Here is a 20,700-nt window from a genome sequence, read left to right on the forward strand (position 1 = left end):
GCGATGACGATTTAACCCAATCGCATCGCGCTTTAGCCTCGCCGCGGCCACCTCAGCTCGATTCAGGATGGCTGCACTTTCGGGAACACCATGCGCATGCAGGCGCCGCCGGACGGCGCCTGATCGACCTCGATCCGGCCGCCATGCAGGCGCATGATGCTCTGCACCAGGTCGAGGCCGAGGCCGGCGCCGCGTCCGCCCGGCTGCAGCCGGCGGAATGGCTCGAATATCTGCTCGCGCTCGTCCGGCGCGATGCCGTCGCCATCGTCGCAGACCTCGATCAGGCCCGCCGCCGTGACCCGAATCAGGATCGTGCCGCGCCGCCGTCCGTGGTCGACGGCGTTCTGCACGAGGTTGGTGAGCGCACGCTCGAGCGAGGTCTGGTCACCGGTCACCACGATGGTCTCGTCCTCGTGTTCGAAGGACATTTCATATCCCGCCGCAAAGGCGAGCGGCGCGAGGTCGAGGACGACCTGCCGCGCGACCGCGACGAGATTGACGGGACCGAACGTGTCGGCGCGCTGGTCGAGCCGTTGCAAATCGAGCAACTGGCCGGCCATGACGCTCAGCCGGGTGGCGTCCTCGAGCAGGTGGGTCTTCTCCGGCCCGGCCTCCAGCGAGGCGACCCGCGTCGAGAGGATCGCGATCGGCGTGCGCAGCTCGTGCGCCGCATCGGCGAGGAAGCGGCGATGGCGCTCGTAGCCCTTGTCGAGGCGGTCGAGCGCGGCATTGATGGCCTTGACCAGCGGGGTGATTTCGATCGGCACCTTGTCGAGCGGCAGTTGCACGCCGCGCTGATCGATGTCGATGCGCTCGGCCTGCGCCGCGACCTGCGCCAGGCCGTTCATGGCCCGGCGCACCACGAAGGGGGTCGCGACCAGCGTCGCCAGCGTCATCAGCACGACGATCGGCAGGATCATGTTGAGGAACAGCAGCGGCGTGCTCTCCAGCGCGCGCCACATCGAAAGCTCGCCGTAGGTGCCGGTCAGGATCTGGATCCGCCCTGCCGGGGTGTCGACCCATTTGACGAGACCGGCGGGGCGCATGGCTTCCGCGGCGTTCCATTTGAGCCGCGCCTCGCTGACGTGATCGAGGCTTGAGGCAATCGGCGCGAATTGCACGGGCACCGCGCCTTCGGAGAGCTGGTGCCCCTCGCCGTCGCGGATGACGAACCAGAGGTCGGCATGCTCGGCGCGCAGGGCGGCGAGCTCCGGCGTTTGACGCAGCGCCAGTCCACCCGTTTCATCGCGGGTGATGGCCTCGCGCAGCGTGTCGAGCGTGCTGCCTTCGTACTCGCCGATCAAGAGTCCGGCCCGCAGCAGCCCGATCGCGGCCGCCCCGATCAGCAGGATCAACAGGGTCAATGTGACGGCCTGCAGGCCCGCGAGGCGCCCGATCAGGCGCCAGGTGAGCGATCGCGGTCGCAGCACGCTCACGGTATCTCTCGCAGCACATAGCCGAGGCCGCGAACGCCGTTGATCGCGACGCCAGCGTCGGCCTCGGCGAGCCTGCGGCGCAGCCGCGACACATGGGTATCCAGCGCATTGGGCTGCACGTCGTCGTCGAGGCCGTAGACCGCCTCCATCAGTGCGGAACGTTGCACCATGCGTCCCATCCGATGCAGCAGCGCCTCGAGCACCAGCCGCTCGCGACGTGGCATTTCCAGCGAACGTCCGTCGACGCTGGCCTCGCGATGGGCGAAGTCGAACGACAAGCGGCCGATCCGCGCGGCATGCTGCTGCATATTGGCGGGCCGGCGCAGCAGTGCGCGCAACCGTGCCAACAGCTCCTCGAATGCAAAGGGTTTGCCGAGATAGTCGTCCGCACCGCAGTCGAGGCCCGAGATCCGGTCCGCGAGCTCGCCGCGGGCGGTCAGCACCAGCACCGGCACGGTGTTGCCGCCCGCGCGCAGCTTCGGAATCAGCGACAGCCCGTCGCCATCGGGCAGTTGCCGGTCGAGCACGATCGCATCGTAGCTGCCAGCCGCGGCAATCGCCTCGGCTTCCGACAGGTCAGGCGCGTGATCCACCAGCATGTCGTGGCGCGCGAGTGCCGCACGCAGCGCTGCGACCATTTCCGGCTGGTCCTCCACCAACAGCACGCGCATTCGTCGTCTTCATCCCTGCATCGGCTTCGTCATCCGATCTGCCGGCTTTATGTCCGATTCATTGCGGCAACCTTGCGGTTTGCTCCGCGCCAATGCGTCGCGGCGTTAAATTTCGCACGCACGCGCATTCGCGACAGGCTGGCGCAAGCTTCGCATGAGACAGAGGCCTCGCTTGGAGCGGGTCGAATCGGCCCGTCACCGGCCGACACGCTCAACCGGCGGGCGCCTTCCACCACACGATGGCGGCGTCCGCAATGCGAAAGATACGCGAATGGCCTTGTTAACGAATCCGCGGCGCGAGATGCGCAACGCGCCCAGCGCGCGGGAGCTCCAGCATGTCGGCCGCTGACATCCTGCCGTTCTTCCGCGCCTGGGTGCGCAATCCGATGCGTGTCGCCGCGGTCGCGCCGTCCGGGCCCGCCATCTCGTCGCTGATGACGCAGGAGATCACGGCGGATACCGGTCCGGTGATCGAGCTTGGTCCCGGCACCGGCGTCTTCACCGACGCATTGCTGAAGCGCGGCGTGAGGCAGCAGGATCTGACGCTGGTGGAGTACGGCTCCGAGTTCATCCCGCCGCTGCAGCGGCGTTTCCCGGGCGCCCGGGTGCTCTGGATGGATGCGGCCTGGCTGTGGAGGGAGAGGCTGTTCGAAGGGACGCCGGTCGGCGCCGTCGTGAGCGGGCTCGGGCTTCTCATCATGCCGCCGGAGAAAGTCACGACGATCCTCGATGCCGCCTTCCGCTATCTCCGCGCCGGGGGTGCCTTCTACCAGAAACCTATGGCCCGCGTTGTCCGGTGTCGGACGCGGTCCTGGACCGCCTCGATCTGCAGGCGAGCTGCATCGGGCAGACGTTCCGCAACCTGCCTCCGGCGTCGGTGTACCGGATCAGCCGCCGCCACCCCCACGCTTGATCGAGGCGCCATGGACACGTCGAGCACGATCGCGATGTTTTTGCACTTCGGCCTGGTGGGCGTCGGCTGCCTCGCCGTCGCCGAGAAGTTCATTCCGCTGCTGCCGTCTTACGTGCTGCTGATGCTGCTCGGGCTGACGGTCCCCGACGGCACGACGCTCGCGACGACCATCCTCGCGACCAGCGCAGGTTCTGTCGTCGGCGCGCTCGGCTGGTACGGGCTTGGGCGTGCGCTCGGCTCGCGGCGCATCGAAGGCCTGGTGACGCGCTATGGCAAGTTCGTGCTGTTGCGGCCCTCGCTCTACCGGCAGCTCACCGACGCCTATCGCGGCAATCATTTCTGGGTGACGCTGATCGGCCAGACTTTGCCCACGGTGCGGATCTACCTGGCGCTGCCCGCTGGCGTGCTGCGGCTGGAGCCGCGCGCCTTCGTGATGGCGACGGCGATCGGCACCGTGATCTGGAACATGCCGTTCCTCACGCTTGGCTATGCGCTGCGCGGCAGCGGCCATGATCCGGTCAGCCTCGGCTTCTGGGTGGTGGTCGTCCTGATCGCCGTCGAGCTCGCGCTCTTGCTCGGATTCCGCTTCTACAAGCGCTCGCTCACACCGCGGCGTTTCGCGGAGCCGCTCGCGCTCCCCTCGCGCTTGCCGCTGGAGGAAGGCGCATGAGAGCCCTGCTGTCCCGCCTGCGGCCGAGCTCGCACACGCTCGAGTGCACCGCCGCGGCATTGCTGGTGCTGGCCGCAAGCTATCAGTTCGGTGTCGCCGCGTCCGGCGGGCGATATCGCGCGGCCGAGTTCGCGCTGCTGGTTCTCGTGGCAGGCATCTATTGGCATCGCTCGATCTTCCGGCGATGCGCCAGCCGCGATGTCACCAAGGTTCTCGCCGGATTGGCCGAGGCCATGGCGACGGCATTGCGGCGGGACGGCAGCGAAGTTGATCGAGATGTCCTTGTCCCGCTCGGCGGCGATCGCGCCAGCGCGGTGCGGCTCGCGTCGCGGCATCCCGTCAAGGTCAGGAGCCTGTTCATCTCCGACGTCCATCTCGGAACCAGAGGGTGCCACGCCGAGCGGTTGATCGACTTCCTTCGGCACCACGATGCCGAAACCGTGTTCCTGGTCGGCGACATCGTCGATGGCTGGTGCCTGCGGTCGAGCTGGTATTGGCCCACGGCGCACAATGCGGTCGTACGGGAGCTGATCGAGCTCGCGCAACGGGGACGGCGCCTGATCTACATTCCCGGCAATCACGACGAATTCCTGCGCGACTATGCCGGTGCGGCGTTCGGCGGCGTCGAGGTGGTCGAACGAGCGATCCATCGCGGCCTCGACGGTCGCGACTACCTTATCGTTCACGGCGATCATTTCGATCTGGTGGTGAGGCATGCGCGGTGGCTCGCGCTGATCGGCGATGTCGGCTATCGGGCCGCGCTGGCTTCCAATGTCTGGCTCAACCGGATCAGGCGTCAATTGGGGTTCGGCTATTGGTCGTTCTCGTCCTGGGCGAAATTGCGGGTCAAGAATGCGGTCAACCACATCGGCCGGTTCGAGGAGGTGCTGTCCTCCGAAGCCAGGCGACGCAACGTTCAGGGCGTGATCTGCGGCCACATCCACCACGCGGCAATGCACGACGAATTCGGCGTGCGCTACGTCAATACCGGGGACTGGGTGGAGTCCTGCACCGGCGTGGTCGAGCGCTATGACGGGCAGTTCGAAATCGTCCGATGGACGGATCCGCAGCCGGCGTCGAGCGCGGCGGGCTTCGCGCCACTTGCAGAGGCGGTCGCCTGATGCGCGTCCTGGTGGCGACCGACGCCTGGCGGCCGCAGATCAATGGCGTGGTCCGCTCGCTCGAATACCTCGCCAGCGAGGCGCCGTCGCTCGGCGCGGAGATCAGCTTTCTCACGCCGACCGATTTCCGCACCGTGCCGTTGCCGGGCTATCCGGAGATCCGGCTCGCGCTGCCGTCGATCGGGCGGATCGCGCGCGCGATCGCCGCAGCGCGCCCGGACTCGGTGCATATCGCCACCGAAGGTCCTATCGGCTGGATCAGCCGCCATGTCTGCCAGACCCGCGGCTATCCGTTCACGACCAGCTATCACACCCGCTTTCCGGAATATCTCGCCGCGCGGCTGCCGGTGCCGTTGCGCTGGAGCTACGCGGCGTTGCGCCGCTTCCATAATGGCGGCGACGGAATCATGGTCGGCTCGCCGTCGCTCGAGCAGGCGCTGAAGGCGCATGGTTTTCGCAAGCTGATGCCATGGTCGCGCGGCGTCGATGCCGAGCTGTTTTGTCCCCGCGCGGAGCGGCCGCTCGCCTTCCCGGGGCCGGTGTTTCTCTATGTCGGCCGCGTCGCGGTCGAGAAGAACCTCGACGCTTTTCTTGGTCTCGACTTGCCGGGCTCGAAGGTCGTCGTCGGGGATGGACCGCTGCGCAGCAGTCTGCAGGCCCGATATCCGCATGTGCATTTTCTCGGCACGCGGACCGGGCGGGCGCTCGCCGATGTCTATGCGTCGGCGACGTCATGGTGTTTCCGAGCCTGACCGACACGTTCGGGATGGTGCTCCTCGAGGCGCTGGCTTGCGGTGTGCCGGTCGCGGCGTTTCCGGTGATGGGGCCGCTCGACGTGATCGGCAAATCAGGCTGTGGATGTCTCGATCACGATCTGCGGCGCGCGGCGCTCGGCGCGCTGCTGGTGCCGCGCGAGAAATGCCGCGCCCACGCCTTGACCTTCACCTGGCAGGAGAGCGTGCGGCAATTCCTCGACAATATCGGGCGGGCGCACGCTTCGCCGGCGCGCGCTTCCGTTGGGGGAGCGATTGCAGTCTGACTAGCTGCCCAGCAACTCCGTGATCAGCCCTGCGGCCTTGATCCCGGTGCCGCTGATGATGACGACGGTGCGCTCCGCCGGCCGGATCGCGCCGCGGTCCTTCAGGACGTCGAGCGCGGCGGCGGCCGAGGCCGAGGTCGGCTCGACGAACAGGCCGGTCAACGCCAGCCGCTTCAGTGCGGCGACGATGCCGTCTTCGGGGATCGCGACCGTGCCGCCGCCGCTCTCCTTCAGCGCCGCGACCATCTGCTTCAGCCGCAGCGGATGCTTGATCGCGGTGCCCTCCGCAATGGTCTTGTGGACCGGGCGATCGGCCAGCGTGTCGACGCCGGCGGCAAAGCTCGCATCGACCGGCGAGCAGTTGAGCGGCTGCGCCGCGAACAGCCGCGGCAACTTCTTGATCTGCCCGGCCGCCAGCAGTTCCTTGAAGCCGATGTAGCAGCCGAGCAGGCTGCTGCCGGCGCCGACCGGCATGATGACATTGTCGGGCGCGGTGAAGCCGAAATCTTCCCAGATCTCGTAGGCCAGCGACTTGGTGCCTTGCAAGAAGAACGGCTGCCAGTTGTGGCTGGAGTAGAAGACCTGCTTCGATTGTCGGATCGCCTCCGCTTCGGATTCCTCGCGCGGGCCTTCGACCAGTTGCACCTCGGCGCCGAAGGCGTGCATCTGCGCTACCTTCATCGGCGACGTCGTTGCCGGCGCCAGGATTTTCACCCGCATGCCGCCCGCCGCGCCATAGGCTGAAACGGACGCGCCGCCATTGCCGGAAGAGTCCTCCAGCACGGCGTCGACGCCGAGCTGGCGCAGGAACGACAGCATCACCGTGGTGCCACGATCCTTGAAGCTTGCGGTCGGATTGAACCATTCGAGCTTGAAATGCGGCCGAAGGTCGCCCCATTCCTTCTCGACCGCAGGCGTGCAGCCTTCGCCCATCGTGATCGGTTGCCTGATCTCGACCGGCAGCGCCGCGCGGTAGCGCCACAGCGACCGCGTCGCGCGCTCGACCTCGTCGCGGGAGATGCCGGGCAGCGGCGTCACGAGCAGCGGCTTGCCCTCGTCGGAGCACCAGCGTGGCACATCGAGCGGGTAGAGCTTTCCGTTCAGCGGGTCGATATAGCTGGGTGAAGGCATCTCGATTCAGTCCTCAAGGGGCGGGCCGGACAAGTCGCTTCCAAGCACGAAAGCCGGCAAGGTCGCAAGGCTGTCGCGAACCACGATCGGGGCGGGCGCCCCTTCCGGCAGGTTCATTGCAGCCCGATTATGCCACCAAGTCGGCAGCTGCACACGTGCCGTGCCGAACAGATCGTAGGCCGATCCCGCGACGAACAGGCATCGATTTGCGGGCACCGGCAATTCGTCGAGCGCGAGCTGGTAGGGTTGCGGCTGCGGCTTGTAGTAGCCGGCGCGCTCCGCCGTCACGAAAACGGTGAGAGGAACGCCGAGGCGGTCGGCGGCGATGCGGCCGAGCCGCTCCGAGCAGTTGGTTACGACGCCGAGCGCAACGCCGGCCTCGTGCAGCGTTTGCAGGACATCGCGAATCTCGGGCCAGGGATCGAGCTCCGCATAGCGTGCGCCAAGCTCTTCGGCCCGTTCGAACGGCAGCCCGACATTGCGCGCCGCCTCGCCCACCAGATCCTCATAGGGACGATAGCGCCCGGTTGCATAGGTGTTCCTGAGATACTCGGCGCGCCAGCGCAGCCCGGCCTCATCGGAGCCGGCGACCTTGTTCCAAAGCGTCCAGCTGTCGAGCAGCGCGGTCAAGAGGTCGAACAACACAGCGTCATAGGCTCGCGTCATGGGCTGCGCTCCATTTCCTACCATCCGCGAAACCGCTCCCATTGTCTGACGGTGCCGGAGCCGGCAGCGACGACATGATAACGGTCGTGCTGGGCTCCGGTCGCGCAGGCATGGTTCGGCAGGACGCGCACTTTCGTGCCGACCCGCAGCGTCGCCTGTGGCGCGGTGCTGCCGGGGCGAAGCGCGATGATGCCGTGCTCCTGATTGGTCTCGGTCACGATCAGATCGGGATAGGGCCGTCCATCGATATCGCAGACGATGCCGTAACCCTGATCGACCGGTTGCCGTGCGGTGCCGCGATCGCGCGACAGCGCCATCCAGCCTGCGTCGATGAAGGTCCAGCCGCGGTCGGCGCGATGGCCGATCACTGTCGCGAGCACCGACAGCGCGATGTCCTCGACTGCGCAGACCCCGATCCCGGCCATCACCAGGTCGAACATCATGAAGACGCCGGCGCGTACCTCGGTGACGCCGTCGAACCGGCGCGCGAAATGCGCTGTCGGCGTCGAGCCGACGCTGACCACGGGGCAGGGCAGTCCGGCCCCGCGCAAAGCCTCGGCGCAGGCAACCGCGGCGACGCGCTCCTGCTCGGCGCCTGCTCGAGTGCCTCAACGCTACGGCAGGAATAGGATTCGCCGGCATGCGCCATCACGCCGCGCAGTTCGGCGCCGCCTTGATGCAGCGCGCGGCCGATCTCGACCAGCAGCGGGTCGTTCGCGCTCACACCGGCGCGATGGCCGTCGCAATCGATCTCGATCAGCACCGGAATGCAGTCGCCCGTCATGCGCGCCATCGCGATGACCGCGGCGGCCTGCTCCACGCTGTCGAGCACCACGGACAGGTCCACGCCCTGCCGCCGCAGCGCGGCGACGCGATCGAGCTTCTGCGGCGCGATGCCGACGGCGTAGAGGATGTCTTTTACGCCGGCCGCGGCAAAGGCCTCGGCTTCCTGCAAGGTCGAGACCGCGGCCGGACCGCCCGGGCCGTCCATCACGGCGCGCGCCGCCGGAATTGATTTCGCGGTCTTCAGATGCGGGCGCAGCGGCACGCCGAGCCGCGCCAGCCGCGTCTTCAGGCGGGCGATGTTGTGCAGCATGCGGTCTTCGTCGAGCACCAGGCAGGGCGTGTCGATCCCGGCGAGCGGGTGCGGTGCGTTCAGGACAGGGGCTGAAGTCATGCGGCAAGACTAGCCGTTTCTATGCTAAATACAATTTACCGAACGTCATTGTTATATTAAGTCTAGGCTTAATGATCTCGACCGACGACATCCGCTTCTTCCTGGCCATCGCCGCGGCCCGTTCGCTCGCGGCCGCGGCGCGGGCGCTCGACGTGACGCCGTCGGCGGTCTCACAGCGGCTGCAAAGCCTCGAACAGCGTTTGGGCGTTCAACTGGTCAGCCGTTCGGCCCGGCGGCTGACGCTGACCGACGAGGGCGAGCTACTGGTGCTGCGCGGCGGCACGCTGCTCGACGAGGCGACGGAGCTGACCGACGCGCTGCAGGCGCGTCGCGGCACCATCGCGGGCCATCTGAAGGTTCTTGCGCCGCTCGGCTTCGGACGCCGCTACATCGCCCCGATCGTTGCCGCTTTCCGATCACGTCATCCCGAGGTGTCCGTCGAGCTCGAACTGTCCGATCGGCCGGGCCGTGCCGCCGCGGGTGCGTGGGACGTGATGATCCACATCGGCACGCTGAAGGACTCCACGCTGCGCTTGCTGCGCCTTGCGCCGAACGAGCGTTACCTGTGTGCCTCGCCGGCCTATCTGAAACGCCAGGGAACGCCGGTGCGCCCGCAGGATCTGCGCTCGCATCAGTGCATTGCGCTGCGCGAGAACGAGGAGGACGTGACGCTGTGGCGGTTCTCCCGCAAGCGCGGCGCGTCGGAGCCTGATGTCGTCAGGATCGAGCCGATGCTGTCGAGCAATGACGGCGAGGTCGTGAAGACCTGGGCGCTGGCACATCACGGCCTGATCGTCAGGTCGGAGTGGGATGTCGCCGAGGATCTCGCAACCGGCCGGCTGGTCCGTGTTCTGCCGAACCATCGCCTGCCGCCGGCCGACATCGTCGCACTGCTCAATCCCGGACGCGGCGGCCGCGCCCGACGCACGCAGGCTTTCGTCGAGCAGCTGCGCGCTGCGCTTGCGCCGCCGCCATGGCGCAGCGGGCCGCGCTAAAGCATGATCCGGAAAAGTGCGCGGCGGTTTTCCGAAACGATCATGCTCAAACAATGAACTAAAGCGCGATGACGATTCAACCCAATCTCATCGCGCTTTAGCCGGCGTTCACGCGGCGCCGGCCTGCTTGCTCAGATAGCTCCTGGCAAAATCGAGATACCAGTCGAGGCATCCGGGGTTGGCCATCGCATCGCGGTTGATGACCTTCTCGACGGGGTGGCCGAGCAACAGCTTCTTGACCGGCAGCTCCTGCTTCTTGCCGGACAGCGTGCGCGGAATCTCCGCCACCACGAAGATATCGTTGGGCAGGAAGCGGCGCGACAATCCGGCTTCGATCGCTTTGTTGATCCTGGCCTTCATCGCGGCATCGAAGGCAACGCCTTCGCGCAGCACCACGAACAGCGGCATGTAGCTGTCGCGACCGAGGTATTCGAGGTCGACGACCATCGAATCCAGCACCTCGGGCAACGCCTCGATCGCCGAATAGAGTTCGCTGGTGCCCATCCGCAGGCCATGGCGGTTGATCGTGGCGTCGCTGCGGCCGTAGATCACGCAGGAGCCGTCGGGATTGATCTTGAGCCAATCGCCATGCCGCCATACCGGGCCGCGGCCGGTGCCGTCGAAATTGTCCGGATAGGTCTCGAAATAGCTCGACAGGTAGCGGGCATTGCCGGGGTCGTTCCAGAACCGCAGCGGCATCGAGGGCAGCGGTTCGGTGCAGACCAGCTCGCCGACCTCGTCGAGCACGGCGCGGCCCTGCTCGTCGAACGCCTCCACCGCGCAGCCGAGCAGGCGGCATTGCATGATGCCCGGCGTCTGCGGCAGTTCGCGATTGCCGCCGATGAAAGCGCCGGCGAAATCGGTGCCGCCGGAAATATTGGCCCACCAAATGTCGGCTTGCGCTGTGTTGCCGTTTGTCTTCGACAGCGCGGCGAAGCGTTCGTTGAACCAGGCTTGCGTGTCGGCTGACAGCGGCGAGCCGGTCGAGCCGAGCGTGCGCAGGCCCGAGAGGTCGCCGACACCGGCGAGATCGATCTCCGCCTTGGTGCAATTGGCGAAGAACGCCGCGCCGGCGCCGAAGAAGGTCGCCTTGGCGTCGGCGACGAAGCGCCACAGCGTGGTCCAGTCCGGCTTGTCCTTGGTGCCGCCGGGGCTGCCGTCGAAGATGCAGCAGGTGGTGCCGTTGAGCAGGCCGTTGGCCTGGCAGTTCCACATGATCCAGCCGGTCGAGGAGTACCAGTGGAAGCGTTCGCCGAACGAGTTCGGCTGGTAGCTGCAGCCGATATCGTTGTGCAGCGTCGACAGCGGCAGCGCCACCACGATGATGCCGCCGTGACTGTGCAGGATCGGCTTCGGCAATCCCGTGGTGCCCGAGGAATAGACGATCCAGAGTGGATGATCGAACGGCAGCCATTCCGGCTCGAAGGCGTCGATCTCCGCGCTTTGGCCCGCGAGGATGGATGACAGCCGCGTCTCGGACGGTGCCGCGTCGCTGTGCAGGATGACATGCTCGACCGTCGGCAGCGCGCGCCGCAACTCCTCGATCACGCCTTGCCGGTCGTGGCGGCGGCCGGCATAGGTCACGGCATCGCAGGCGATCAGCACTTTCGGCTCGATCTGCTTGAAGCGATCGATCACCGCGGGCGCCGCCATGTCGGGGGCGCAAACGCTCCAGATCGCGCCGAGACTGGCGGTGGCGAGAAACGCGATGATGGTCTCGGGGATGTTCGGCAGGTAGGCGGCGACGCGATCGCCGGCACGGACGCCATTGGCCTTCAGATGCAGCGCCAGCGCCGCCGATTTGCGTTGCAGTTCGGGCCAGCTCGTCTCCGACAACTTGCCGTCCTCGCCGCTTGCAATCAGGGCGGGCAGGCCGGCGGCATGCGCCGGCGCGACGTGGCGGAACACCTGGCGGGCGTAATTCACCGAAGCGCCGGGAAACCACACCGCGCCGGGCATCTTGCGGTCAGCGAGCACCGCCGAATGCGGCGTCGGCGAGCGCAGGTCGAAATAATCCCAGACGCTCTGCCAGAATGCGTCGATATCGGTGACCGACCAGCGCCGCATCGTTTCGAAATCCGCAAACGTGAGGCCGCGGGTCTCCTTCAGCCAATCGCGGTAAAGGGCCATTTGCGGGACGTAAGGTGCTGTCATGAGCGGTTTCCGGCGTTTCTTGTGTTGTGGCGGACGCGTGTGCGGCGTGCCGGCGTGTCTTAACATAGGGATGCGAGCGCGGGGAACGCAGTCGGGCAGTGGCTTGCGTCATATTCATACCGCCGCGGCAGCGTGCTATTCCGCAAGCGCGCGGGTTGATTCGATGCGTATCCAGGTGAGCGAGCGGCGATGTCGATCGGCGAACTTTTCATCCTCGGCTTCTACGGCAAGGTCATCCCGGCCTGGCTGAAGGACTTTGCCGCGCAGTTCGGGCTCGGCGGAGTGATCCTGTTCGATTACTCGTGCCAAACCCGCCAATACGACAACAACATCGCTTCGCCCGAGCAGGTGCAGTCGCTCTGCGCCGCGATCGCCGCGCTGCCGTCGCAGCCGCTGGTCTTCATCGACCAGGAGGGCGGCCTGGTGCGCCGGCTCAAGGATGGCCTGGGCTTCCAGCCGCTGCCGAGCGCGAGGGATTTCAATCTGCTCGCACCGGCGGATAAGCAGGCGATCCTTGGCGTAAGCTATGGCGAGCTGCGCCGGCTCGGCATCCGCTACAATTTCGCGCCGGTCATCGACGTCGACTACAATTCCGACAATCCCAATATCGGCAGGATCAAGCGCTCTTATTCCTCAGATCTCGGCGAGGTCGCGGCCAATGCCCGCCTGGTCGACGCCGCGGCGCGGCAGGCTCGGGTAGGTCTCTGCCTGAAGCATTATCCCGGGATCGGCGGCGCGCACGTCGATTCGCATCTGGAATTCATGGACATTTCCGACGCGCTGCGGCCGGAGCAGGAAGAGCTGTTCTACGCGTTGGCCCCGGATACCTACGGTGACGCGGTGTTGGTCAGCCACGCCATTGTCCGCCAATGGGACCCGCAGCATCCGATGACATTGTCACCGGCCGGGATCGGCCGGCTGCGCCGCCGCCTGCCCGAAACGCTCCTGATCACCGACGACATGCAGATGCAGGGCCTGCAGAAGGCACTCGGCACCAGCGCCGCCAGCCTGCGGGCGATCGCCGCCGGCATGGACATGATCTGCATCGGCAATAACCTGTTCGACCAGGAGCAGGAGATGCTCGGTGTCGCGGCGGCGGTCGCGGGTGCAGTGCAGGACGGATCGCTCGATCAGACCGCGGTGCGGCAATCGATAGCGCGCGTGCAAGAGCGCAAGGCGCTGCTCGCCTGATCGCGTTGAACCAAAATTTGTGCCGGGCGACCACAGGGAACGGAACCAAATTTCATTACCGCGATTTAACATCGACGCTCATCGGGGCTAACAACCATGAAGATGCTCAAGCGTCTCTTCCGATTGACCTGCTACGCCGCGTTGCACGCAGTTCAGCCGATTTTCCACCTGCCTCCATCGACCCCGACGAATTCAGCCGCCTGCTTTGCAGCGGGCGCCGCGAGGATTTGCGGATACTGGCAAAGCGGCTGAGCCAGCGCTCGCGCGCCCACGCGTAGTCGGTGCGTCGGGGCGAGTGCGGGTTGGTTCTGACTGAAGCAGAACCGGCAAGTCCGGCGCGCGCTTCGCTGCGCTAGTTCTGGCTCCAGGCAGTCAGGGCCATGGCGAAGGCGGCATCTCCCGACGATCCTTTTTCGACGGCAAGGATCGCACGACGCTGATTGCCGTCGACGATCGCGATATCGAACCAAGGCCGTTCCTTGAGCGCCTGCAGGTTGCGTTGCCGGTCCATCTGGCCGTTCGACAGGCCGATCATGAACATGTTCTCGGCGACCCTGGCGGAGACACCGACGAGCGGCGTGCCGTGGCCCTGCTCGGTCGATTTCGTCAACACGCCCGGCACGGTGGCGATGCGCTGCCCGATATATCCAGGGACCGGCACGAAGGTCAGCTCGATCACATGGCTGGCCGGAAGAGCCTTGTCGACGTTGCGCTTGAGCGTCAGCGCCAACTTGAACCGTTTCGGGATGTCGATGTCGGCGAGCACGATCGTCTCATCGGACGCTTCCGCCGTCTTGATCGTGTCGGTGTGCCAGACGACCGAGCCGAGAAGCTTCCGGCCAACCGGATCGGCAGGATCCTCCTCGAACAGCACGGCCCAGGCAGCGGACGGCGCCACCTCATCCGCAGCGGCGGGTAGCTTGCCCGGATGGCCGGCGATCGACACCAGCAAAGCCAGCGCGAAGACCAGTCGGCGGCGCAGCCGGCAGGTCGCGGGCGCGCTCAAGCTGTGTTCGTTTCCGGTCATGGCTGGACTTCCGTCACCTCGGTGATGGACGTCCATCACCTCGGCGGTGAGCTCTACCGAGGCGGGAAAGACCGGGCAAGTGCACCTGGTCCGATTTGGTTACTGCTTCGCCTTTTCGTGCTTGCCGATCCCGACCGCCTTGTAGTCGTAGGTCGGATAGAACTCGGTGCGATAGGCGCCCCAGGCGCTGTTCTCGATGACGCGGTTGACCTCGCGCAGTCGCGACGCCGGCAGCCGCAGGGTCACCACCTGGCCGGCGCCCATCATCACATACCAGCTCACCACCTCGACACCTTCGGGCGGAAACGCCTTGTAGAAGCCCTGTCGCTCGAGCTGCGCATTGAGTTCGCCGAGCGGGCGCGATTGATCATGCTTGAAGAAGATCGTGATCATGATCGTGTTGTCTTGTACCGGCGCTGCATCGCTGGTCGGCGGGGTCTGGGCCTGCGCACCGGCACTGGCCAGCAGCGCTGCGGCGAGCGCCGCGATCGAGAACCAGGATCCATTCCGCCCTCGCTTCATTGTCGCCCCCATTTTGTTGGCCGAGAGGCGGCGATCATCGCGGCGCGTGCCGGGGGCTGTAAACGGACATTCGCCTGACCCCAGCGTCCGCCGCCCGATGTGAACCGTCTCACACGAATATTGCCCAACGTGCGGTAAGCCGATGCGATCCCGATGCTCTGAGGGATGATCGATGTCGACCCGGCGAATGGCGTACTGGTGGTTCAGGTTCGTTCTTTCGGGACGGTTCCTGCAGAAATTCCTGCGGCTCCGGCGCCTCTGAGGGGCAGCGTGCGTCCCGGCCATTTCAACCCGAGCCCTTTGGGGCGGGTGCGCCTGCCAAGGTAATGCCTCGCCCTCGGGATCATCGGGGATGCAAGAGTCCCGCCGTCCCGTAAGAATACTGTAATTCGACTCAAATATGCGAGATTCATTGCCAAATCAGCGGTAATCTGCGCCTGCTTGGCAGGTCGGGGCCCGAGGTCACAGTTGCGTCACCCGTAGTTTTACGGAGTCCCGTGTTAACGCGGCCACAAGTTCACCTTCGGTAAACCATACTTATGACGCAACATGACAATCGAGCCGAGGCGCGCCTTCCGGCATGGATGGGCGGAACCGCGGCGCTCGAGGGGCCGCCGCCTGAGGATCATGGGGCTACTTCGCCGCGACCGCAGGCGACCTCGGACGCCGGCGCGGCCATCGTCCGGCAGTTCAATGGGCCGGTGACCGCGCTGCTGCTCTATATGAACGAGCTCAAACAGCACAGTCAGCAGTTCGCGCACGCACCCGGCAATGGCGTCTATCTGCGCCAGGTAATCGAGAACGCGCTCGAACAGACCGAGCGGGTGTCTGCGATGCTGAAGCAGATTTCGGATCTCTATCCGAATGCCGTTCCGGCAACCGACCTCAGGCCGCAGGGTGACGACAAACCGGCAGGCGCCCGGTCACCCGATGTCATGTTCGCGCCGGAGGCCGGCCGCAAGCCGTTGACCAAGCGCGAGCGTGAGGTGCTCAGCCTGATCAGCGACGGCTATTCCAACAAGCAGGGCGCGCTGCGGATGAACATCAGCCCGCGCACATTCGAGAGCCATCGTGCCGAGGCCATGCGCAAGCTCGGCGCGCGCAACACCGCGGATCTGGTCCGCAAGGCCTTGCTGCATTCCGCCTGAGCGGAGACTGGTTGTCAGAAATCGTCTTCCGCGGTGAAGCACAGCCGCGGCGCGAGCCGCGCGGCGGGAGCGGCCGTCTTGGGTTGCTCCGGAACGATCGTGACCACCCACGCCGCCGTCGCGCCGGACTTGCTCTCGACGATCGCGCGCACCCGTCCGGTGACCGTCGCGCCGGCGGACCTGACCGTGGCTGGCCGACCGTTGAACTGGGCCATGCGGAAGCGCCGGGCTTCCTTCCGATCGGTCGTCTCGTACGTGAACATCGGCTCCCCCGTGCGTCCAGGCAACTTTGCGGAAGCAGCGTTATCCGACGGTGAAAATCCCACGCCGTAGAAGTACGGCTTGCGCGACGGCCGGTGCGCTGTTGCGCGGAGCGGGAATCGCTTGAATCGAAATCCTAGCCGCTGGTTTCCTCGCAACTCAGCAGTCTCGCATATTGCGCCTTGACGGCGGCGTAGCATTCGCAGGCGGTCCTGATCAGTCCGTCCGCATTGGTGATCTCGATGTGGCCGCGGCTGTAGTGAATGAAGTTGGCCTGCTGCAAGGTATGCGCGACCAGCGACACGCTGTTGCGGCGCGCGCCGATCATCTGTGCCATCGCCTCCTGCGTCAGGACGATCTTGTTGCTGCCGGAGAGATCGCGCGTATGCAGCAGGCATCGCGCCAGCCGCGACTCCACGGTATGGACGGCGTTGCAGCCCGCGGTCTGCTGGATCTGGGCATAGACGGCGAGCCCGTGCCGGATCAGCATGGTGCGAAGCGTCGGGCTCTGGCCGGCAGCCACGCGCAACGGCTCGAGCTCCACCGTCGAGGCAATGCCGGGCACCAGCACCGTGGCGTTGTTCAGGACCCGCCCCTCGACCAGCGGAGCGAATGCGCCGAAAATGCTGTCGCGGCCGACCATTGCGACCTGGACGCGCTCGCCCCTCGCCAGCTTGACCACCAGCGAGATCACGCCCTTGTGCGGCATGTATGTCCGCTTGAGCATCTCGTCGGTCTCGATCAGGACCGAATCGGCGGCGAGGTCGACCGTCCGCAAATGCGGTCGGATCAGCTCGAAATCGCTCGCAGAGAGCGACGACAAAAACCCGTTGGGTGATCGCGGAACCGTATCCAAAGCAACCTCCTGCCTTCCCGGCAAAGCTTGTCTCTGGTCACCAGGGCTAACGCGTGCAGCTAGACGTCCCTGCAACTTATTCTGGCACGTCTGGGTTCCAATGGAAACACATCCCGGTTCCATTAGGAATATGCTGATCGCCGCAGCCTCACATTATCTGCGGCTGAGTGGGGTTGCAGCGATCAATCGTCCGGTCCGATCAATTGTTCGGCGTGTGCCTTGACGGTCGCATAACATTCACACGCCGCCTTCCGCAGGCCGTCGATATCGGTGATTTCGATCTGGCCGCGGCTGTAGCGCAGGATGCCGGCCTGCTGAAACCCGTGCGCGACGATCGAAACCGCGTTGCGCCGGACTCCGATCATCTGCGCCAGCATCTCCTGGGTCAGCGGCAGCGCTTCGCTGCCGCACAGGTCGCGTGCGCGCAGCAGCCAGCGCGACAGCCGCGCCTCCACGGGATGCGAGACGTTGCAGGCGACGGATTGCTGCGTCTGCGCCATCAGCGCCTGCTCATAGAGCGCAACCAGGGTGCGGAATTCTGCGCTGCGATTGGCGGCCTCGCGGAAATCTTCCGCCCGCACCACCGACGCCGTGCCCGGCACGACGACAATCGCGTCGGCGAGCAGCGGCCGCTCATGCAGAGCGGCGGACGCGCCGACGGCACCGTCGCGACCGATGGTTGCAATCTCGACGGATTGCCCGTCGGAGAGATTGACCATCATCGAGACCACGCCGGCGTGCGGGAAATAAACCCGCTGCACCGGTGCGCCGGCATCGGCCAGCGCCGTTTCCTTGGTCAGGTCGACGGTTTCCAGAAGAGGATGAAGTTGCGCGTATTCCGCTGGGGGAAGTGCTTGCAACAGACGATTGGGCGGACGCGATACCGCGGACATTGGAGCTCCTGCCGAGGGCGGGAGCACTACAGTCTCGCATCACCTACTCTTGGCGTGTGGACTGCGAACATAGCTTGCCTGTCCAATAGCACAAGGGTTGTAGTGCGAACCTTATACCCTCTAGGGGGCAGACGATCGGCATCGCCCCGCTCCGTGCCACGATCGAAGCGATTCGTACGACACGCAATCCGGCCGGTACGGTTGCGACATTGTCTCGCATTTATTGATTTCCATTAACTCTGATGCAGACCAGGCGCGCGTCGTCGATGATTGCCGTTCCGGGTTTCGAAGCCGCCAGCCGGCAGCGTGAGCATGTGGCAAGTCCCGCAAATGCGGGGACAAATTCGCCGCCGCGTCGTCGATCCGGCGGCGGACAAAGTCGGTTTGGTCACGCGTCTGCGCGGCAGCCGTAGAATTACCGGCAAGAGCCGTTCTGGGTATTTGTACGGAGCAGCCCTTTAACGAACGGGTAGCGCGGACGGACCAGTGTGGCACCGGTCGCCGTGCGAAATTTACGGCGTCGCGTCAATCGTGTTCATCCAGAAGGGTATCAGTATGTCCGGCATCGTCCTCTCGGCATCGGTCCGTCAAAATCTGCTTTCGCTGCAGTCGACGGCCGACCTGCTCGCCACCACGCAGAACCGCTTGTCCACCGGCAAGAAGGTCAACACTGCTCTCGACAACCCGACCAACTTCTTCACGGCGCAGTCGCTCGACAACCGCGCCAGCGACATCAACAACCTGCTGGACGGCATCGGCAACGGCGTGCAGGTGCTGCAGGCCGCCAACACCGGCATTACCTCGCTGCAGAAGCTCGTCGACAGCGCCAAGTCGGTCGCCAACCAGGCCCTGCAGGCTGCGGTCGGCTATTCGCAGAAGTCGCAGGTGACCACCGCCGTGATCACCGGCGCCACCACCGACGATATCCGCGGCACCGCGACCTACAGCAACGCCACGCTCGCCGGCACGGCCGTCAACAACAACCTCACGGTGCCCGCGGCGATCACGGCCGCCACCAAGCTCGTCAGCGCGACCAACTCCGATACCCTGGCGACGACCCCGACCGGTGTGATCAACGTCAACGGCAAGACGATCTCGTTCTCGACCTCGCAGACCACGTCGACGACCGACTCGGCCGGTAACGTCACCCTCGGCACCGGCGCGGGCAGCACGCTGACGGTCGGCGACCTGCTCACCGCGATCGACGGCATCACCGGCGCGACCACCGCCTCCACCGTGTCGGCCGGCGCGCTCCAGATCAGCACCGGCATCAACCAGGACCTCAACATCTCGGGCTCCGGGCTGGCCGCTTTCGGTCTCACGGCCGGAACCACGGCGCGCACCGTGGCGACGCCGTCGCCGCTCGATGGCCTGACGCTGACGATCGGCGCGACCGGCAACGGCACCGCCACCAACATCACGTTCGGCAGCGGCACGGGCAAGGTGAAGTCGCTCAACGACCTGAACGCCGCACTGTCGGCCAACAACCTGCAGGCGTCGCTCAGCGCGGGCGGTGCGCTCACCATCAGCACCACCAACGATGCTGCGTCCGCGACCATCGGCACGATCGGCGGCACGGCAGCCGCTTCGGGCAAGCTGTTCAACGGCCTCGCGGGCAGCGCCCCGGTGCAGGATCCGAACGGGCTGGCCAACCGCGCCAACCTGGTCAGCCAGTACAACAACATCCTGGACCAGATCACCACGACCGCCCAGGACGCGTCGTACAACGGCATCAACCTGCTCAATGGCGATCAGCTCAAGCTGACCTTCAACGAGACGGGCTCCTCGACGCTGAAGATCCAGGGCGTCACCTTCGATGCTTCCGGCCTCAACCTCACCAAGCTGGTGGCCGGCACCGACTTCATCGACAACGCTTCGGCCAACGCCACGCTGAAGACGCTCAACAACGCGAGCGGCCTGCTGCGCACCCAGGCTTCGACCCTCGGTTCGAACCTGTCGATCGTGCAGATCCGCCAGGACTTCTCGAAGAACCTGATCAACGTGTTGCAGACCGGCTCGTCCAACCTGACGCTGGCCGACACCAACGAGGAAGCGGCCAACAGCCAGGCGCTGTCGACCCGCCAGTCGATCGCGGTGTCCGCGCTGGCGCTGGCCAACCAGTCGCAGCAGAGCGTTCTGCAGCTGCTCCGCTAAGCGTAGCCGCAACAGACATCGACTATCGAGGCGGCGGGGGAAACCCCGCCGCCTTTGTTTTATGCGTGATCGACCTTCCGGCCGGCTTCAACCAAAGGGCGATCCGGGCTTGATACAGCCCGGCGCCATGGCGCGAATGTTTCGCTCGGCTTAACGGCCCCACGATTCCATTTGATTCAAATTGCGATGACCGATGGAACGGGCTCTTTCCCGTCCGGGTGGTAGACGCCTGAGACTGGCCGCGACGTCGTGCTGCATCGTCTGATCGCGTGACTCCTCGTCCGTATTTGCACGGACGGCAAAATTAACGTCGCCGTGAAGGCGGAGGAGTTATCGATGCGAGGCGAGCGTTCCGTAGCACCTTGAGGGGACCTATCCATGGACGATCTGTTGCGCGAGTTCCTGACGGAGAGCAGCGAGAGCCTGGATACGGTCGACAACCAGCTGGTGCAGTTCGAGCAGGATCCGAACAACGCGAAGATCCTGGACAACATTTTCCGCCTTGTGCACACGATCAAGGGGACCTGCGGCTTCCTCGGGCTGCCGCGGCTGGAAGCGCTGGCGCATGCCGGCGAGACCTTGATGGGCAAATTCCGCGACGCATGCCGGTGAAGGCCGAAGCGGTGACGCTGATCCTGTCCTCGATCGACCGCATCAAGGAGATCCTGGGCGGCC

The 20,700-nt window shown here is 65.7% G+C and carries 17 protein-coding genes and 4 pseudogenes; 10 read left to right on the plus strand and 11 right to left on the minus strand.

Annotated features, from left to right (window positions below; genetic code table 11):
• Positions 1-62 precede the first annotated feature (62 nt).
• Entirely contained in the window at positions 63-1,427 is a 1,365-nt protein-coding gene (locus ALC15_RS30490; RefSeq protein WP_050630501.1) for a sensor histidine kinase, read from the minus strand.
• Positions 1,428-1,432: 5 nt separating this feature from the next.
• Positions 1,433-2,107, minus strand: a complete 675-nt coding sequence (locus ALC15_RS30495) for a response regulator transcription factor (protein WP_050630482.1) — start codon at positions 2,105-2,107, stop codon at positions 1,433-1,435.
• A gap of 335 nt (positions 2,108-2,442) precedes the next feature.
• Between ALC15_RS30495 and ALC15_RS30500 the strand changes: the two are divergent.
• The 5 genes and pseudogenes from ALC15_RS30500 to ALC15_RS48185 all read left to right on the plus strand — a co-directional run bounded on the left by ALC15_RS30500 (position 2,443) and on the right by ALC15_RS48185 (position 5,850).
• Positions 2,443-3,020: pseudogene (locus ALC15_RS30500) on the plus strand (class I SAM-dependent methyltransferase).
• A gap of 121 nt (positions 3,021-3,141) precedes the next feature.
• Positions 3,142-3,690 carry a DedA family protein gene (locus ALC15_RS30505; RefSeq protein WP_244486332.1) on the plus strand — a complete coding sequence of 183 codons (549 nt, stop codon included), beginning with the start codon at positions 3,142-3,144 and terminating at the stop codon, positions 3,688-3,690.
• 353 nt (positions 3,691-4,043) lie between these two features.
• Positions 4,044-4,811 (plus strand): UDP-2,3-diacylglucosamine diphosphatase, encoded by a 768-nt coding sequence (locus tag ALC15_RS30510; RefSeq protein ID WP_430649208.1) that lies wholly within the window; start codon positions 4,044-4,046, stop codon positions 4,809-4,811.
• On the plus strand, positions 4,811-5,563 hold the full coding sequence (locus tag ALC15_RS30515; RefSeq protein ID WP_488240847.1) for a glycosyltransferase family 4 protein: 753 nt from the start codon (positions 4,811-4,813) through the stop codon (positions 5,561-5,563). Before ALC15_RS30510 ends, ALC15_RS30515 begins: the two co-directional genes overlap by 1 nt.
• Positions 5,473-5,850 carry a glycosyltransferase gene (locus ALC15_RS48185; protein ID WP_488240848.1) on the plus strand — a complete coding sequence of 126 codons (378 nt, stop codon included), beginning with the start codon at positions 5,473-5,475 and terminating at the stop codon, positions 5,848-5,850. The genes ALC15_RS30515 and ALC15_RS48185 overlap by 91 nt, the downstream gene beginning before the upstream one ends.
• On the opposite strand, the gene ALC15_RS30520 is transcribed toward ALC15_RS48185, so the two are convergent.
• The 3 genes and pseudogenes from ALC15_RS30520 to ALC15_RS30530 all read right to left on the minus strand — a co-directional run bounded on the left by ALC15_RS30520 (position 5,851) and on the right by ALC15_RS30530 (position 8,824).
• Positions 5,851-6,981 carry a threonine synthase gene (locus ALC15_RS30520; RefSeq protein ID WP_050630484.1) on the minus strand — a complete coding sequence of 377 codons (1,131 nt, stop codon included), beginning with the start codon at positions 6,979-6,981 and terminating at the stop codon, positions 5,851-5,853.
• A 6-nt stretch (positions 6,982-6,987) separates the two neighbouring features.
• Complete coding sequence (locus tag ALC15_RS30525) at positions 6,988-7,647, minus strand: HAD-IA family hydrolase (protein ID WP_050630485.1); 660 nt, start codon at positions 7,645-7,647, stop codon at positions 6,988-6,990.
• Positions 7,648-7,664: 17 nt separating this feature from the next.
• Positions 7,665-8,824, minus strand: a pseudogene (locus ALC15_RS30530) (DSD1 family PLP-dependent enzyme).
• A gap of 71 nt (positions 8,825-8,895) precedes the next feature.
• On the opposite strand from ALC15_RS30530, the gene ALC15_RS30535 reads away from it, so the two are divergent.
• Positions 8,896-9,819 carry a LysR substrate-binding domain-containing protein gene (locus ALC15_RS30535; protein ID WP_050630486.1) on the plus strand — a complete coding sequence of 308 codons (924 nt, stop codon included), beginning with the start codon at positions 8,896-8,898 and terminating at the stop codon, positions 9,817-9,819.
• A gap of 108 nt (positions 9,820-9,927) precedes the next feature.
• Here ALC15_RS30535 and ALC15_RS30540 read toward each other — a convergent pair.
• A pseudogene (locus ALC15_RS30540) lies at positions 9,928-11,976 on the minus strand (acetoacetate--CoA ligase); the annotation flags it as partial.
• 186 nt (positions 11,977-12,162) lie between these two features.
• Between ALC15_RS30540 and ALC15_RS30545 the strand changes: the two are divergent.
• Positions 12,163-13,164 carry a glycoside hydrolase family 3 N-terminal domain-containing protein gene (locus tag ALC15_RS30545; RefSeq protein ID WP_050630488.1) on the plus strand — a complete coding sequence of 334 codons (1,002 nt, stop codon included), beginning with the start codon at positions 12,163-12,165 and terminating at the stop codon, positions 13,162-13,164.
• Positions 13,165-13,516: 352 nt separating this feature from the next.
• Here the strand turns inward: ALC15_RS30545 and ALC15_RS30550 are convergent, their stop codons facing one another.
• Together ALC15_RS30550 and ALC15_RS30555 are read right to left on the minus strand one after the other, a co-directional pair.
• Positions 13,517-14,191, minus strand: a complete 675-nt coding sequence (locus ALC15_RS30550; protein ID WP_050630489.1) for a hypothetical protein — start codon at positions 14,189-14,191, stop codon at positions 13,517-13,519.
• Between the two features lie 99 nt (positions 14,192-14,290).
• Positions 14,291-14,713 carry a hypothetical protein gene (locus tag ALC15_RS30555; protein WP_050630490.1) on the minus strand — a complete coding sequence of 141 codons (423 nt, stop codon included), beginning with the start codon at positions 14,711-14,713 and terminating at the stop codon, positions 14,291-14,293.
• 539 nt (positions 14,714-15,252) lie between these two features.
• Here ALC15_RS30555 and ALC15_RS30560 point away from each other — a divergent pair.
• Positions 15,253-15,861 carry a helix-turn-helix domain-containing protein gene (locus tag ALC15_RS30560; protein WP_050630491.1) on the plus strand — a complete coding sequence of 203 codons (609 nt, stop codon included), beginning with the start codon at positions 15,253-15,255 and terminating at the stop codon, positions 15,859-15,861.
• Positions 15,862-15,875: 14 nt separating this feature from the next.
• On the opposite strand, the gene ALC15_RS30565 is transcribed toward ALC15_RS30560, so the two are convergent.
• From ALC15_RS30565 to ALC15_RS30575, 3 genes are all read right to left on the minus strand, one after another.
• Complete coding sequence (locus ALC15_RS30565) at positions 15,876-16,124, minus strand: hypothetical protein (protein WP_050630492.1); 249 nt, start codon at positions 16,122-16,124, stop codon at positions 15,876-15,878.
• Positions 16,125-16,258: 134 nt separating this feature from the next.
• Positions 16,259-16,978, minus strand: coding sequence for a Crp/Fnr family transcriptional regulator (locus ALC15_RS30570; protein WP_050630493.1), 720 nt, complete (start codon positions 16,976-16,978; stop codon positions 16,259-16,261).
• Between the two features lie 182 nt (positions 16,979-17,160).
• Complete coding sequence (locus tag ALC15_RS30575) at positions 17,161-17,871, minus strand: Crp/Fnr family transcriptional regulator (protein ID WP_063781895.1); 711 nt, start codon at positions 17,869-17,871, stop codon at positions 17,161-17,163.
• A 555-nt stretch (positions 17,872-18,426) separates the two neighbouring features.
• Here ALC15_RS30575 and ALC15_RS30580 point away from each other — a divergent pair.
• Together ALC15_RS30580 and ALC15_RS30585 are read left to right on the plus strand one after the other, a co-directional pair.
• Positions 18,427-20,025: a flagellin N-terminal helical domain-containing protein gene (locus ALC15_RS30580; protein WP_050630495.1), complete on the plus strand. Its 1,599-nt coding sequence runs from the start codon at positions 18,427-18,429 to the stop codon at positions 20,023-20,025.
• A gap of 378 nt (positions 20,026-20,403) precedes the next feature.
• Positions 20,404-20,700: pseudogene (locus tag ALC15_RS30585) on the plus strand (Hpt domain-containing protein); the annotation flags it as partial.

It is taken from the genome of Bradyrhizobium viridifuturi (genome assembly GCF_001238275.1).
Taxonomy (GTDB): domain Bacteria; phylum Pseudomonadota; class Alphaproteobacteria; order Rhizobiales; family Xanthobacteraceae; genus Bradyrhizobium; species Bradyrhizobium viridifuturi.